Raw genomic sequence first — 12,232 nt, 5'->3', positions numbered from 1 at the left:
TACAAGTGATTTCAATCAAGATAATGTATAAAAATAATATTAAATATTTTTCAAAATTAATTAACTATATTCCCATTATAGATAAGTGGTTATTCGGTCAACTTATACCACCTTTGCTATTTGCAATTTCTGCTTTTACAGTTGTTTCTCTTTCTGTCGGGGTAATGTTTGACTTGATAAGGAAAATTGTAGAATTCGGGTTGCCAATCACACTAGCTATTCAAGTTATGTTTCTTAAACTGCCAGGTTTTTTGGTTCTTTCTTTTCCAATGTCGGTACTTTTATCAACTTTATTGGCTTATGGAAAGATGTCTTCTAATTCTGAAATTTTGGCGGCAAGAAGTTTGGGAGTTAAAACTTCTAGGCTGGTGATACCAGCAATAATACTTGCAATATTTATGACTTTATTAACTTTTTACTTTAATAATAGTTTGGTTCCATTAACCAATAAATATTCAGAGATTTTATTAAGGGATGGTTTAGGGAAATCTGTTTCTATTGAAAGAGGTCATGATATTTTTTTTAAAGGATATGGTTCATATACTGATCCAAAAACTAATGAATCATCAGAAAAGAATACATTTTTAAATCAAATATTTTTTTCTAGAATAGTTGAAGATAATGTTATGAAAAACGTTACTCTTATTGACTTTTCTGTTTTAGGTTATAAACAAATCTTATCAGCTGATCAAGCAATTTTTGATAAAGAAAAATCAGCATGGATGTTTACTAACGGAAAGCTCATCACATTAGACGAAAGTGGCAAGACAACAACCATAAGTTTTAAAAATTACTTTTATCCTTTAGGAGATGGGCCTTTAAGAGTGTCTAAAATTCCTGATGATGCTAATAAAATGACTTTGGATCAGGCTCTTAAAGCGAAAAAGCTTTATGAAGAATCAGGAGATGTAAGGGAAGCAAGAAAAATGTCGGTAAGAATTCAAGAAAAGTTTACTTTACCTTGCGCATGCCTAGTGTTTGGATTAATAGGAAGTAGTTTAGGATCTAAGCAAAACTTGAGAACATCAAAAAGCCAAGGATTTGGTTTAAGCGTAATATTGATTCTCTCTTATTATGTACTCTCTTTTTTATCAAGTTCACTTGGTGTGAAAGGAATACTTACCCCTTTTGCTTCAGCTTGGCTTCCAGTTTTAATATCTTTTTCTGGTGGTTTTTATTTATTGAAAAAAGCCTCTTAGCGTTTAGGGTGTCATTAGATATAAATTTAGTTATCCAACAAAAAAATCTTCTTTAAATATGTCATACTCTTCTTTTAAGTTTTTTCTATCAATATTTTATTTATAGATATCTAATAATTATTTCATAACAGGTTTTTAAAAATCCTGATTAAAGGGGATATGTTTATATTCTATTTATTTGTACTTGTAGTTAATTTGAAAATTTGGTTAATTTAAAGAAATCAATAAAAGTATGTTAAAAGATTGTAAGTGCAATCATTGCCAAGAAAAATTAGAACAAATAAATCGTTCAAGAGTCTATTGGGAAAAATTAATTTTAAGAAAAAAGATGGTGTAAGTTTTTTTACTAAATCTTTTAAGATTCAAAACTTATTTTTAAAAAAGTTGTTTAAAACTATTATTTTCAGAAAATTAATTTGTTCTATCTTTAATAATTGTGTCTTTTTTTATAATAATGATATTACTTAACCTTTTGATTTCTTTTGTAGATCATATTTTCCCGATTTAAAAGAAAAAGGATAATTAAAATACAAGATGGAATGAGAATAAAATCTAAAGACATTCATTTTGTTCAGTCTATTTTCTATTTAGCAAATATTTAAATCTTTGACATTAGTTTTGTTTTTAAAAGATTTTATTCAATAGGTATAAACTTATTTAAGTGTCTAGTTTGTTTATGGTTTTAAAATTGAAAGAGCCTGCAAGTATCCCACTGGCAAGCTCATGACGACCTAGTTAATTCAGATTTTCTAATTTAACCAGCTAAGCACTTCCTAAATGCTTTAAATATTTTACTAAGTAAAATTACTTATTGTGAGTATAAATGCTTACTTTATAATGATTGATTACGAATTTGATAATAAAAAGTGATTTTTTAAATGCGGCCTGTTGAGTTTTTTAACAGAAATGTCACATATTAACTCACAATATAAATTCTCAGAAGCAAATTATTGGAAATTTTGGTTTACATAAGTTAATATTTGTGTTACTTTAGTTAACAATTATTATCATTTTTAATGACAAAATCAGGAGTAACTACAGAATCAGGTGGAAGGCAGAATATGTTCCCATCAGAAACTAGGCCTTATATTGATGAAACTGTCTCTTACGATGGATATCCTCAAAATGCAGAAAAAGTAAACGGCAGATGGGCTATGGTTGGTTTCGTTGCTTTATTAGGTGCCTATATAACGACTGGACAGATCATTCCAGGAATTTTTTAGTTTCTAAGTAATTTTTAAAAATAAACTTGTAGTTTGAGCTTTATTTAATGCTTTTTAACGAAGAATTTAGATTTTTTTTATAAATTTGAAAATAAGAAAAACCAAATAAAAGTTATGGCATTCAAGCTAAATATTATTCCTAGAAATATATAGGCAAATTTTTTGCCAATAAATGCTGTATCTGGTTCAAGCTTTACTCTCATTAAATCCTCGAATTATCTCGATAAAGATAGCATTAATTAAAGGATAAATTTAAGTTTTAAATGAGAAAAATAATCAAATTAATATTTCTTTTTAAGGTGTTTTTTAAATTAATCAGTTTGCTTATTCAAATTTCTATTAGGAATAATTATATTCTTTCTTATTGTTGATAATAAACTTCCTTAGTTAGATTTGTTTTCCGCGAATATAGATTATAAAATTACCCAAAAAACTTAGAATCTAATTTTTAGAAATTAGATAGTGTTTTTATGCTGATTTTTAGCATACTTTTTTATGCAAATATGATTATTCAAATCTTAATTAATAAAGACCATTCATTATCAAAAAAAAATTCCGTTAAAAAAAGCCTAATTTAATTTTAAATTAGACTTTTTAATGAAAATTAAAAAAATTTATATTAGATAAAACCAGGAATGATTTGGCCTGTAGTTAAATATGCTCCAACTAGAGCAACAAAGCCTAACATTGCAAATCTGCCGTTTAGTTTTTCAGCAACGATTTTTTCTTTTTCAACTATTTTTGGTTCGTTATTTTTCATTAGAACCAACCTGGAATGATTTGGCCTGTTGTGACATATGCACCAACTGCTGCAACGAAACCTAACATTGCTGCCCAACCGTTAAAACGTTCTGCTTCTGGAGTCATTTTGTTTAAGTAATTTGTAAACTAATATAACATAATTATTTAATTATGTAAAGAAAATCAGGGATTATTCCTCGTTCTATCGGGAAAATTTAAAAAACTGCTACATATATGTGTTGAAATATACCTTATTATTTTTTTTCTTTTTTGCTCTGATTTTTTAAATTTGAAAAAAAATATGAGCTTTTTGCTTTGTTTTTTTAGAGGTATATCCTCATTTAGATTTAATTTTAATTAATATATTCTTAGAGTCAGCTAGTAGGGATACAGGCTGACTCTTTTTTCTAGAAAATTTGATTTTTGGCTAAAAGTAGTTTATAAAATTCAAATAATTGCTATTAATTAATTAGATATATATAAAGTTATGTCATTTTCGACCTACTATATGCATTTAATTTTTGGAAGGATTCCTTCTCTAGTGAGTTCTGATTTAATACTTTTTATCTTGCCTGTTCTTACTATTTCAATTTTATTCTTTAGTATTAAAATAATGTTTTTCAAGACTCCTAAATTGAGAAAGGTTAAATAATCAAAGATTTTAGAATTTTTCTTTTTACTGAAACTCCCAATTTTTTTTAATTTTGGATAATAGACTTTTTTTTTCGGCAACCCAAAGAAATAGAGACTGTATTGGTGATGTTCTATCCAGAATTATAAAAAAAGGTTCAGTATTGGAAATCGGGAGTGGTAGCGGTGAACATGGAGTGGTTTTTCAAAAACGCTTTCCTGGAATAATTTGGCAAACAAGTGACCCAGAGTTAGTGCATAGAAAGAGTATAAGTTCTTGGATTGAGTATGAAGACCTAACTAAGAAAATGCCCCAGCCTCTTGAGATTGATGTAGAAAAAATTCCTTGGAAAATTCCATTGATACTAGCTCATTCTTTGCAAGGAATAGTATCTATAAATATGATTCATGTAGCAGAGTGGTCTTGCACTGTAGCACTCTTTAGAGAAGCAGGAAAATTACTCAAAAAGGGACAATTTTTGATTTTGTATGGCCCATTTAAAATTTGTAATAAGCATACAAGTGAAAGTAATTATTCTTTCGATAATGCATTAAAAATGAAAAATGATCTTTGGGGTATTAAAAATCTTGAGGAAGTTTGTGATGAGAGTGAGAAAAATGGTTTTTCTCAAGAGGATATTATTAGGATGCCTGCAAATAATTTTTCAATAATTTACAGAAAAGTTTCTTGATAAGGTAAATACAAATATCAATAAGTCATTCAAATTCATCATATTAGATGATCAACCTGATAGTTTTTTGCTCCATTCTTTATGCTTTTGATCTAAATCTGAAATTTTTTCGCCTAAACTCAACTGTCTTTCTAATAATTCAACTTTTGTTAGTGTTATTTTTTCCGAATAAAATTTAATAGGCTGCTTACCATGCAAATTGTCGCCACTCATAAAAGTACATAATTTTAAGTATTTTCTAAGATGAAAAATTTAATATTTCTAATTCTTTTATATTCTTTTCAGATTTGCGTTAATTAATGTGATAAAGAATTGATCTTTATTGTGTTTTTAATCCATCAATTTGTATGAAGATTGCCATATATATCTTCCTCTCTTGATGTCTGACTTAACAGCAACGCAATTGCAAGCAATATTCCATAGAGCTTTGTGTATTGGATCAGGATTAAAAAGATATGCTTTTTTAAAGGCTTTTTTAATTAAGACAGTTGCCTTCTTAGCATGATAATGAGGGATTGTTGGACATACATGATGAACGACATGGCTAGAACCTATATTATGGTGAAGAAAATTAAGGACTTCACCGTAAGGCCTGTCAATAGATAGAAATGCGCCTCTCATAAAGGAAAATTCGGTATTTGAAAGATGAGGCACATCTGAATCTGTATGATGAAGCCATGTATAAACTACTAGCCAACAATTAACCACTATTAAGGGGCCAAAATATAGAGCAATTACTGGAAATAATCCATACTTGAAAACTAAATAAACCATGCCCATTAATGTCAAACCTACACCAATATCTGATATCCAAACTTTTTTGGCCCATATTGATGGCCATAATGCTTTAGAAAATGGTTTAATTGGCCAAAAATGATTTGAAGTGCCATACTTAACTCCTCCTGTACTTCCTGTAAGTAAATAAGCGGGCCAGCCAAATATAAGATGTAAAACAAGTTGAAGAATTCCATAATTTTTCTTACCTAAAGAATTTGAAAAATGTAATTCTTTTTCTCCGCCAACTTTTTCTGTAACTCCATTCCCTTTAATAACTAAAGGTACGTGAGTTTCTCCATTGGTTATGTTATTTGTGAATCGATGATGAACTGCATGAGAACGCTGCCAAGAAAAATAAGGTACTAGAAGTAATGAATGTAGTAAATAACCAGTTATGGATTCCAATGTTTTGTTTTTAGAGAATGCTCCATGCCCACATTCATGGGCAATTACCCAGAATCCCATCGCAGTGGTACCTGATAATAATGCGTAAATAATCCAAATTGGGATCATTTTGGGGGTAAATGGAATAGATAACCCTATCGCAATTACAAATGATTGAATTAAAGCAGTTTGTAAAAGATACTTCAAAGAAGTTTTGGTATTGCACTTAAAGTAGTGATTTGGGATAACGTCCTGAAATTCTTTTATGCTTGGAATATCTTTATCCTCTATTACAAGCGCTTGGCCTTTAAGACCTGAAAATTTTATATTACTCAAATTTTTTTGGATAAGAATTTTGTTAAATAAAAGTGAATTTATATTTTCTATTATCCATCACAGGATCTCATAATGAAAAGAATTTATAAATTTTTTTTTAAATAAAGTTTTTAAGATTTTAATTTTATCTTCAAATTAAACTAACTTTGCCAAAGATTTTTTATTTTATTCTTTTATCGCAATCTTATTAATTTTTTATTTAGTTATTTCTTTTTTATCCTGCTTGTCTTTGCTTCTTTAAAGCTTAATTAATTTAAAGACCGCGTATATACCTCTTAGGTAAACCAGATTGTTTACGTGGCGTTACTAGGATAGGTAAAACTACAACTCCTACTGTAAAAAGACAGATTGGAGCAACTACCATCAATATAGATTCTAGAGACATGAATAATTTTGAATTTATTAATAAATAGCAGGAATTTTTTTTAAAGTCATGCGTATTTATATCTATTTTGTGAGAATAGATCCAAAATTTTTATGAATTATTAAGTAAAAAAGAAAAAAAGCTTAAAAAAAAGCAATTTTTTCAAAATTCATCCTATGTACTTATTCATTATTTAAATAGTGATTAGTTATGGATCAAGAAAAAAATTGGATGCTTATGACTTATTATTGTCCAACTCATGGTGATTCAGGATTAGTAAAACCGATTCAACTAACAAAAAAAGAAATTAGCAAAACTTTCTTAAAAAAAGGTAGGAGTTCTAAAAATTAATTTTTAGAATAAAACTATGGTTTATGAAAGTGTTCTAAATCTTGATTAAAATTTGATTAATTAAAAACCTATAAAAATCCCGTAAGCTGCTTTTTTATCAGCAGTATTAGAAATAGATTGAAAAACATATCTTAATTTGGATCAGAATCGCATGTTAATTCACATTGGCTAAGGTCCTGAGATGATATTTTTTCTAAAATCCTTAACATATCAATTTCCGAAAGTTCTCCATTGGAGTTCCATTTTAAAGTTGTTTTCCTTTGCGGTGAATTTTTTTTATTCATTTTGCTCACCCCCCTTTAAATGCACTTCTAAACAACGAGTAATACATTCTTGATGACCATCCACAATACTGCATTCAGTAATACACTCAAAATATGAATTAATAGAATCTATTTCTGTGTTCTGGTTTGTAGAAACAAATGAATCATTCATAATATTGTCTAATTTATTTGGAATAGAGATATAGCACGAATTTATGTTCAATAATTTAATTTATTAAGTGAATTAGAAAAAATAAGTATTATTTACTAAAGCTATATTTCACCTAGTTTGTCTTTAAAAAGGTAGTATTTTTATTCTTTTAAAAGATAAAAGAAAAAAACACTTTTGATTATTTAATATTAGTTTATAAGGTAATATTCTAAAAAAATCAGCATAAAGACTGATTTACTTTTCAGTAATTTAGTTAGAAGATAAAAAAGTACACTTTTAAATTTTCAAATGAAATCAGTAATTAATTGGCTTTCGAAAATGTTAGAGAGTATGGCAAATGCTTTCATGCATCCATTAGAGAATGACTTACCACCATCTATTGGTACCCATGCATATAGCAGTATTCCTCTAAAAAGAAAATTGAGAAGAAGGTTGAATTAACTATTAGCTTATTGGAATTAATTTTTCATTTTTATTATCCCAAATAATATATTTGAAGCAGTTTGAAAAATCGCTTAGTTTTAAGAACTTGGATTTTTGAAGCAAATGAACGTTTGCTTTATGACAAGCTCTTAAGTTGTAATTTGGGATTCTCTCAGAGAGATGATGAATGCTGTGGAAGGATATGTCTGCTAAAAACCAATTTAGCCAATTAGGGATATCTAAATTGCTACTTCCTAAAATCGCTCCATCGATAAGATCCCAATTTTTTGTATTTTTAGCATATGCATTTTCATAGTTATGCTGAACGAAAAAAACACATATTAAAATTGCTGCTGATAAGGTTAGTATCGCGGAATAAAATGATAAGAAAAAAACTAATCCCAACCATTTGCACATAAAAATCCAACCTATTATTACTACTATGTTATTGATTATTAATTCAAATAGTTCACTAAAATTATCTCCATAATCAGAAAAAGGTGGTTTGACTCTTGAATTAATATCTAGAAGTTGAGAAATTTCTCTGTTTTTTATTTTGATAAAAGTCTCTTCCAATATATCTTTAGTGAAATTAAAAATAATGATAACCAGTCCCAATCTAGGTTTTAAAACTAAGTAAAAAAAACCTCCAGGGAAAAGCATAATCCAGTTTCGACTTACTTTATAAAATATTTGCTCTCTTTTTGTAAGGGAATTATAGTCTTCAAGACTTAAAACATCTATCGGCCCTTTGTAAATTTCCCAATTTCCATTATTTCTATGATGAAATGCATGATCAATTGACCATGACTTCTGAGGAATTCCATTAACTAAGCCAAGTAAAAATCCAAAAAAGCGGTTTAATTTTCGTTTTGTAAAAAGAGAATTATGTCCGCAATCGTGCATTAATGAGAATGTTCGAGAAGAGAACAGAGTTAGAAGAACTATAAAAGGTACCAATAGGAATGCTTTTATCAATAATGTAAAAGGTTGAATTATTATTTGGTGAACAATTAACCAAATAGAAATTATTGGGAAGATGGTAGAAAAAATTTGATAAAAAGCTCTAATATTATTTTTTTTTAAAAATGGCTTTATTATAAAATCGCTTCTATTTACTTTAGGCATATTTCATTTGTTATTTTTTGATACTAACAATTTTTAAAAAGTATTGATTATTTAATAAACAATAAAATTTTTAAAATTCATACTAAAGGATAAATTCTTTAGACATAGTTCTCAATTGATCTAGATTTAATCTTTCTAAGTAATTTTTAAAGTCACTAAGATTCTTAGTAGAGTCAGAATTTTTGCTCTCGTAAAGAAGACTATTAGAAATTAACTCAATAAGATGATCTTTATCCATAACTCCTTATAGACCAAAATTCATGTTTAAAAAATTAAGGTCTTGAATTCGAGATCATTCACTCATCTCTATTTAAGAGTTCTTTTTATAAATTTTTTAATTCTTGTTCTATTTTTTCTAATCTTTCATTTAATTCTTTTTGTTCCTTAATTAAGGATTTTTTCTTTTCTGCACGCTCTTTGTTCAAAGGAGAATTGAAATATTTTTGGTAAGAGACAAAAAAAACTGCTATCGCTACTGCAATGCCAAGAGCACCAATTATTAAAATTGGAGATGAAGGAAAGTCGTAAAATGGAATTGACAATGTACTTTACTAAAAATAAATTCTAGCTATCTCATAAACAAAAAAATGAGTAATAAATACTTATTCTTTAAAAAGCTTTATGGTAATTATGCTAGTTATTTTGTAAAAAATAAATAAGGTTATTCTTTAATTGGTTTTTTAAAATAAGTATTTGTACAGCTGTCAAAAAATGAATAACTAATAATGATTAAACTAGTAAAAATTTTTTCATGAAGAAAATCATAAATAAAAAACATAATAAAAATGAACCATGGTTTAAATGGTTAACAAGAGAACTTAATTCTTATGAAGCTTTTGAGGATTTCGAATCAGGTAAGAATCCACAAGATGTAGCAGAGGATTTTATTTCTAGAAATAGTATTGCTATTTCAGAAGTTTTCGAGAATTTTGATGAAGAAGATAAAGATACACTCGATCAGTTTCTTAAATTAACCGAATGCGAGATGCATGTGTTTAGAATTCTTGAAAAACAAATAGAGTTAAGAAACAAGGTAAGATTTGTAGATTTTAAAAAAAGAAAAAAATGAGGAGTTAATTTCTATATAAGTTTATTTTTCCCATTACCAGTCTTACCAAAGCCTAGCCAGATGAACCACAAGATCCATCCGAAAATAGGTATTAAATTAATAAAGATCCATTTCCAATCTTTTCCAAAGTCTCTGATTCTTCTTACATCAATAGCTATTTGAGGAATGACACAAACTAATCCATAAGCATTGAAACCAAAAGTTTTTAAAAATATTGGGATAGTTAGTAAAGAAATTATAAGATTCGCTAATTGAACTAACCACCAGTCTGATCTAGATGTGAATCCATTGAATTCTGTAGCTTTAATCCAAAATTCTTTATATGCATTAAAAAAGTTGTTAAGCATATATTAAAAATTAAAAGAATTTAATACTATAAATTTAATCTTCAATTTCTCAAAATGTTTTTTATTTACTAAATAGGATCAAATAAATTCATATCATTTGAATCTTGTTTTGGGAGCTCATCTCTATTTGGTAATGAACAGAATCCGTCTTTGCAAATAATCTTTTCTTTTTCAATACTTGTTGTTTCTGAGAATATATTTTTGTTTTTGTGATTTGAAGATCCTTTCAGCATTTATATAAAAAAATTAAATCCAATATTAAATTAATAACTCAATTTATTTTGATAAGCAATAAATTTAATATTAATTATTTATTATTTTTTTTGATTTGGCAAGTCTCTCCAAAACAGCGCCATTATATAAATGAATAAAGATATAGAACAAATATAAAGTAAAGAATTTAGATGCATTTTTATTTATTAAAGTGATAACAAAGAGAGCCTTTCATAAAAATGGGATTTCAGCAGGTTGGTAATTTTTTGACTTAGCAATCAAACAAATTCTAGTATTTATTTAAGTTTTTTATGCTTTCCCCAAACTTTGAGAAGGAAAAGTTTTTAATTTTTTGGAATATATCTATTTAGTTAGTAAAACTTATAAATCTGAGGATTTCTAAATGTAATCAAATTCTACATTTTTAAATTTCTATTGTATTTCACGATCTATCCTTATTTATTTCTGCTAAAGCTTTTCTACCTTCCTTAAGAGTTTTTAAGATGAGCCAGGTTAGAGAGGAAATCATCAGGATGGTCAGTGTAATTAGAGAAATATGGGTAGTATCAATATTGTTGGCCAATTAAATTAAATTTTTTATGAGTTTATAATTTAAAAAAATTCAAAAAATTCAAACGTCTGATCTAGAGTAAGCAGGTATAAGCATTCCACCATCTTGATCGTCATTATTGTCATCATCAAAGCCACCCCCAAAAAGTAATTCAATAATTACGAGTACAGCTACTGGATAAAAGCACCATAATATCGCTGTAAGAGGATTTACGGAAGAAGAAGCTGAGTAAAATTCTGTCATGTGTTGATAATAATCTAAAGAAACAACAATTGTGGATCCTCTGTGTAGTGTTTTATTCAATATTTCTATAAATATTTTTTAAAAACTTTTCTCTTTCGCACGAATAGATCTTCGGTATGTATTGATATTTTTATTCTTAAAATCAATTTAATAATTATTTTCTTGAACCTACTGAGAAACTAATAATGACATAATGAATCGCGCGATTGTTATTTTTTATACTTAACAATAATTGTACAATTTTGATTCAAAAACTATTATTTATCTTGATTTTATAAATTCTATGTTTTCTTTCACTTTTGATCCTTTGGCTGCGATATTTGGTATCTCAGGAATTGTCGGCTTCTTTTTCTTCGTTTCTGCTGCTAAGGGAACTTCCAGTATCAATACAAAACCAAAAAAGGAATTAGATTAGAACTTATTGTGTCAGAAAACTAAATTGAAATTTTAAATTTAGTATTTAAAAGGCTTGTTAATTATTACTTATTCCATTGTTTAGAAATAAATTCAAGAAAATCTTTTAGATCCTCTTCAGGACAATTTGTTTGTTTTTGTAAATCAATGCAAATTTGCTTAATATTTTCAAAGGCCTTTTTTACTATTTCGTTTTTTTCAATAACCTCAAAATATTCTTGATCAGTAAAAGGCATAATATTAGTTTCCTTCTTGAAAATTATTTATTAACCATATTTTATCTACATTGACTAAACAGTAAAGAAGAAAAAATTTTTTTTCTTAAATTTAGCTACCCAATCGATAATGTTTTTTAATACTTTTGGTTACTTCCCATTCGCATTTAAGTCCAGCGGGAAACTCAACAAGATCTCCAGCTTTAATCACGTAAATGTCACCGTTTTGGGTACTTATATTTGCTTGACCTTCAATAATTAAGCAAATTTCCTTATCATCGTAATTCCATTGAAATTTGCTTGGCTCACATTCCCAAATAGGCCAACTTTTTATTCCATACTGAATTATTACGCTTGCACTGCAGGGAGAAGATACTAGAACTTTCACGAAATAGTTCGGATGTGTTTTTTCATTTTACAAATAAAAGAAATTTTTATTTTCAAGAATGTGTATTTCTTTACTGTCTTTTATTTTTT

The 12,232-nt window shown here is 27.5% G+C and carries 22 protein-coding genes; 7 read left to right on the top strand and 15 right to left on the bottom strand.

Annotated elements, in window-relative coordinates; all coding sequences use genetic code 11:
• The first annotated feature begins 14 nt into the window (after positions 1–14).
• Both HA148_RS07765 and HA148_RS07760 read left to right on the top strand, forming a co-directional pair.
• Positions 15–1,199: an LptF/LptG family permease gene (locus HA148_RS07765; RefSeq protein ID WP_209132212.1), complete on the top strand. Its 1,185-nt coding sequence runs from the start codon at positions 15–17 to the stop codon at positions 1,197–1,199.
• Positions 1,200–2,215: 1,016 nt separating this feature from the next.
• On the top strand, positions 2,216–2,422 hold the full coding sequence (locus HA148_RS07760; protein ID WP_011863507.1) for a high light inducible protein: 207 nt from the start codon (positions 2,216–2,218) through the stop codon (positions 2,420–2,422).
• 619 nt (positions 2,423–3,041) lie between these two features.
• On the opposite strand, the gene HA148_RS07755 is transcribed toward HA148_RS07760, so the two are convergent.
• Complete coding sequence (locus HA148_RS07755; protein ID WP_011863505.1) at positions 3,042–3,182, bottom strand: high light inducible protein; 141 nt, start codon at positions 3,180–3,182, stop codon at positions 3,042–3,044.
• Complete coding sequence (locus HA148_RS07750) at positions 3,182–3,289, bottom strand: high light inducible protein (protein WP_011132751.1); 108 nt, start codon at positions 3,287–3,289, stop codon at positions 3,182–3,184. The genes HA148_RS07755 and HA148_RS07750 overlap by 1 nt, the downstream gene beginning before the upstream one ends.
• A gap of 578 nt (positions 3,290–3,867) precedes the next feature.
• On the opposite strand from HA148_RS07750, the gene HA148_RS07745 reads away from it, so the two are divergent.
• Entirely contained in the window at positions 3,868–4,485 is a 618-nt protein-coding gene (locus HA148_RS07745) for a DUF938 domain-containing protein (protein WP_209131668.1), read from the top strand.
• Between the two features lie 51 nt (positions 4,486–4,536).
• Here HA148_RS07745 and HA148_RS07740 read toward each other — a convergent pair whose 3' ends face one another.
• From HA148_RS07740 to HA148_RS09660, 3 genes are all read right to left on the bottom strand, one after another.
• On the bottom strand, positions 4,537–4,698 hold the full coding sequence (locus HA148_RS07740) for a hypothetical protein (protein WP_187149184.1): 162 nt from the start codon (positions 4,696–4,698) through the stop codon (positions 4,537–4,539).
• Positions 4,699–4,815: 117 nt separating this feature from the next.
• Positions 4,816–5,982: a fatty acid desaturase gene (locus tag HA148_RS07735; protein ID WP_209131666.1), complete on the bottom strand. Its 1,167-nt coding sequence runs from the start codon at positions 5,980–5,982 to the stop codon at positions 4,816–4,818.
• Positions 5,983–6,235: 253 nt separating this feature from the next.
• On the bottom strand, positions 6,236–6,367 hold the full coding sequence (locus HA148_RS09660) for a hypothetical protein (protein WP_257471679.1): 132 nt from the start codon (positions 6,365–6,367) through the stop codon (positions 6,236–6,238).
• Positions 6,368–6,556: 189 nt separating this feature from the next.
• Here HA148_RS09660 and HA148_RS07730 point away from each other — a divergent pair, with 189 nt between their 5' ends.
• Positions 6,557–6,697, top strand: a complete 141-nt coding sequence (locus tag HA148_RS07730) for a hypothetical protein (protein WP_179852415.1) — start codon at positions 6,557–6,559, stop codon at positions 6,695–6,697.
• Positions 6,698–6,828: 131 nt separating this feature from the next.
• On the opposite strand, the gene HA148_RS07725 is transcribed toward HA148_RS07730, so the two are convergent.
• Both HA148_RS07725 and HA148_RS07720 read right to left on the bottom strand, forming a co-directional pair.
• Complete coding sequence (locus HA148_RS07725; RefSeq protein WP_209131664.1) at positions 6,829–6,981, bottom strand: hypothetical protein; 153 nt, start codon at positions 6,979–6,981, stop codon at positions 6,829–6,831.
• Positions 6,974–7,183, bottom strand: a complete 210-nt coding sequence (locus HA148_RS07720) for a hypothetical protein (RefSeq protein WP_146629779.1) — start codon at positions 7,181–7,183, stop codon at positions 6,974–6,976. Before HA148_RS07720 ends, HA148_RS07725 begins: the two co-directional genes overlap by 8 nt.
• A 237-nt stretch (positions 7,184–7,420) precedes the next feature.
• Between HA148_RS07720 and HA148_RS07715 the strand changes: the two genes are divergently transcribed.
• Entirely contained in the window at positions 7,421–7,573 is a 153-nt protein-coding gene (locus HA148_RS07715; protein WP_209131662.1) for a hypothetical protein, read from the top strand.
• Positions 7,574–7,576: 3 nt separating this feature from the next.
• Here HA148_RS07715 and HA148_RS07710 read toward each other — a convergent pair whose 3' ends face one another.
• From HA148_RS07710 to HA148_RS07700, 3 genes are all read right to left on the bottom strand, one after another.
• Positions 7,577–8,683 (bottom strand): fatty acid desaturase, encoded by a 1,107-nt coding sequence (locus HA148_RS07710; protein WP_209131660.1) that lies wholly within the window; start codon positions 8,681–8,683, stop codon positions 7,577–7,579.
• An 82-nt stretch (positions 8,684–8,765) separates the two neighbouring features.
• The gene (locus HA148_RS07705) at positions 8,766–8,921 is read right to left on the bottom strand and encodes a hypothetical protein (protein WP_011863497.1); all 156 of its coding nucleotides are present in this window, start codon (positions 8,919–8,921) and stop codon (positions 8,766–8,768) included.
• Between the two features lie 85 nt (positions 8,922–9,006).
• Complete coding sequence (locus tag HA148_RS07700; protein ID WP_025933933.1) at positions 9,007–9,225, bottom strand: hypothetical protein; 219 nt, start codon at positions 9,223–9,225, stop codon at positions 9,007–9,009.
• Between the two features lie 209 nt (positions 9,226–9,434).
• Here HA148_RS07700 and HA148_RS07695 point away from each other — a divergent pair, with 209 nt between their 5' ends.
• Complete coding sequence (locus HA148_RS07695) at positions 9,435–9,752, top strand: restriction endonuclease subunit S (RefSeq protein WP_209131658.1); 318 nt, start codon at positions 9,435–9,437, stop codon at positions 9,750–9,752.
• 11 nt (positions 9,753–9,763) lie between these two features.
• Here HA148_RS07695 and HA148_RS07690 read toward each other — a convergent pair whose 3' ends face one another.
• The 3 genes from HA148_RS07690 to HA148_RS07680 all read right to left on the bottom strand — a co-directional run bounded on the left by HA148_RS07690 (position 9,764) and on the right by HA148_RS07680 (position 11,126).
• A complete protein-coding gene (locus tag HA148_RS07690; RefSeq protein WP_209131656.1) occupies positions 9,764–10,099 on the bottom strand; it encodes a DUF805 domain-containing protein in 336 nt (111 codons plus the stop codon).
• Positions 10,100–10,167: 68 nt separating this feature from the next.
• Positions 10,168–10,332 (bottom strand): hypothetical protein, encoded by a 165-nt coding sequence (locus HA148_RS07685; protein ID WP_209131654.1) that lies wholly within the window; start codon positions 10,330–10,332, stop codon positions 10,168–10,170.
• A gap of 611 nt (positions 10,333–10,943) precedes the next feature.
• The gene (locus HA148_RS07680; RefSeq protein WP_209132210.1) at positions 10,944–11,126 is read right to left on the bottom strand and encodes a hypothetical protein; all 183 of its coding nucleotides are present in this window, start codon (positions 11,124–11,126) and stop codon (positions 10,944–10,946) included.
• Between the two features lie 283 nt (positions 11,127–11,409).
• Between HA148_RS07680 and HA148_RS09655 the strand changes: the two genes are divergently transcribed.
• A complete protein-coding gene (locus HA148_RS09655) occupies positions 11,410–11,541 on the top strand; it encodes a hypothetical protein (protein WP_257008698.1) in 132 nt (43 codons plus the stop codon).
• 64 nt (positions 11,542–11,605) lie between these two features.
• Here the strand turns inward: HA148_RS09655 and HA148_RS07670 are convergent, their stop codons facing one another.
• Entirely contained in the window at positions 11,606–11,776 is a 171-nt protein-coding gene (locus tag HA148_RS07670; RefSeq protein ID WP_011863490.1) for a hypothetical protein, read from the bottom strand.
• Positions 11,777–11,867: 91 nt separating this feature from the next.
• Positions 11,868–12,143: a cupin domain-containing protein gene (locus HA148_RS07665; protein ID WP_209131652.1), complete on the bottom strand. Its 276-nt coding sequence runs from the start codon at positions 12,141–12,143 to the stop codon at positions 11,868–11,870.
• Between the last annotated feature and the right edge of the window lie 89 nt (positions 12,144–12,232).

Source organism: Prochlorococcus marinus XMU1405 (assembly GCF_017696275.1).
Lineage (GTDB): Bacteria > Cyanobacteriota > Cyanobacteriia > PCC-6307 > Cyanobiaceae > Prochlorococcus_A > Prochlorococcus_A marinus_AB.
This window is presented reverse-complemented; position numbering and strand designations above follow the sequence as displayed.